The following is a 1,667-nucleotide window of genomic DNA, read 5'->3' as shown; positions in this document are numbered from 1 at the left end:
TTCAAAACACCGCATCAGGTCTTTATGAGCCAGTTACAATCCCATTAATAAGCCGTTGCACTTCCGACTTGAATCCGCCCTCCTTGATACCGATCGCTTTAAGCGTAAACAGGGACATCTACTGGCTGGAGCAGTCTGAAGTCACCAGACAAGACCCAACCATTTAGTGGTTTGGGTGAAAGAGACCGAAAGGGTTCCCTTATCCAAGTTATGGAACGATCGATACCAAGATTTATCACACATCTCTTTACGTGCAGAGCCGTGCAACCTAATCGGATGTTGGCTAAATAGCGTCTCGGCCGGCAATTGTTTCCGGTGGCCGCGATGTCGGACTGGATTGCCATGACATCGCCGGCCCGGCGCGGCAGCTTCAATCAATGTTTCATGGGCGGATCCAACGAAAGCTTGCACCGTGCTCAGCAGCCAGCGCACCGTTGTTCGTCTCAACCAAACCACCACATGAACGCGGCCGATTGCCGCCTTAGACTGAAAGGATAAGTCATGGCCCCCGACGCTCCCTTGCTATCCCCCTTTACCATCGGCACGCTCTCGTTGAAGAACCGTATTGCCGTCGCACCGATGACCCGGGTCAGCGCCACAGAAGACGGTCATGCGACCGATGACATGGTCCGCTATTACCAGCGCTTCGCCGCTGGCGGGTTCGGCCTCGTGATTACCGAAGGCACGTACCCGGATATGATATGGCCTATAGCCAAGGTTACTGGCATCAGCCAGGTATCGCCAACGACGAGCAGGCTGATGCCTGGCGTCCAGTGGTGGAGGCCGTCCACGAAGCGGGTGCCGAAATCGTGATGCAGTTAATGCATGCCGGTGCCCTGAGCCAAGGCAACCACTGGAATCCCGGAGCGGTCGGTCCTTCGGCGATACAGCCCAAAGGCGAACATCTGGCTTTTTATCGCGGCGAAGGCCCCTATCCGATGCCGCGAGAGATCACCATGGAAGAGATCGGACAGGTTATTCATGACTTCGCCACAGCCGCTGCGCGGACCAAGCAAGCTGGTTTCGATGGCGTTGAGATCCATGGTGCTAATGGGTATCTACTGGACCAGTTTCTTACCGACTACGGCAAACAACGGCGCGACCAGTAGGGTGGTTCGAGCGAGAACCGGATCCGACTGCTCGTGGAAGTTGCAGAGGCGGTGCGCGCGGCAGTTGGTGCGTCGTATCCTATGGGCATGCGCATTTCCCAAGGCAAGGTCAATGACTATGTGCATAAATGGGCTAACGGGCAGGAAGACGCGCAAATTACGTTTTCCCGGATCGCAGCCGCTGGCCTTGATTTCATTCATACCACCGAGCACAATGCTCAGGCCGCCGCTTTCACGGCGAACAACAGCGATGGCGATACCCTGGCCGGCTATGCCAAGCGCTATGGCAGCCTGCCGGTGATGGCGAATGGGAAGCTGGGCGACCCGGATGCGGCCATTGCCATGCTGGCTGGGGGCAAGGCTGATATCGTTGCACTAGGCAAGACGGCGCTGGCCAACCGCGATTGGCCACACCGGGCGGCGAATCGCGAAGCCTTAGATGAATTCGATTTTGCGTTGCTGCAACCGATTGCACATATGGCGGATTCAAGTCGGAAGTGCAACGGCTTATTAATGGGATTGTAACTGGCTCATAAAGACCTGATGCGGTGTTTTGAA

1 protein-coding gene and 1 pseudogene are annotated in these 1,667 nt (G+C 56.1%); both read left to right on the top strand.

Annotated elements, in window-relative coordinates; translation table 11 throughout:
* Positions 1-501 precede the first annotated feature (501 nt).
* On the top strand, positions 502-813 hold the full coding sequence (locus tag RY831_RS32865; RefSeq protein WP_326510482.1) for an oxidoreductase: 312 nt from the start codon (positions 502-504) through the stop codon (positions 811-813).
* Positions 702-1,634, top strand: a pseudogene (locus RY831_RS32860) (oxidoreductase). The gene RY831_RS32865 and the pseudogene RY831_RS32860 overlap by 112 nt, the downstream one beginning before the upstream one ends.
* The last annotated feature ends 33 nt before the right edge of the window (positions 1,635-1,667 follow it).

The organism is Noviherbaspirillum album (genome assembly GCF_035916955.1).
Classification (GTDB): domain Bacteria; phylum Pseudomonadota; class Gammaproteobacteria; order Burkholderiales; family Burkholderiaceae_D; genus Noviherbaspirillum; species Noviherbaspirillum album.
Note: the sequence above shows the minus strand (reverse complement) of the source record. Positions and strands in the feature narration are given on the sequence as shown.

Bases quoted from the DNA above. Each gene is read 5' to 3' on its own strand.
- RY831_RS32865 (WP_326510482.1), top strand. From the start codon at position 502: ATGGCCCCCGACGCTCCCTTGCTATCCCCCTTTACCATCGGCACGCTC.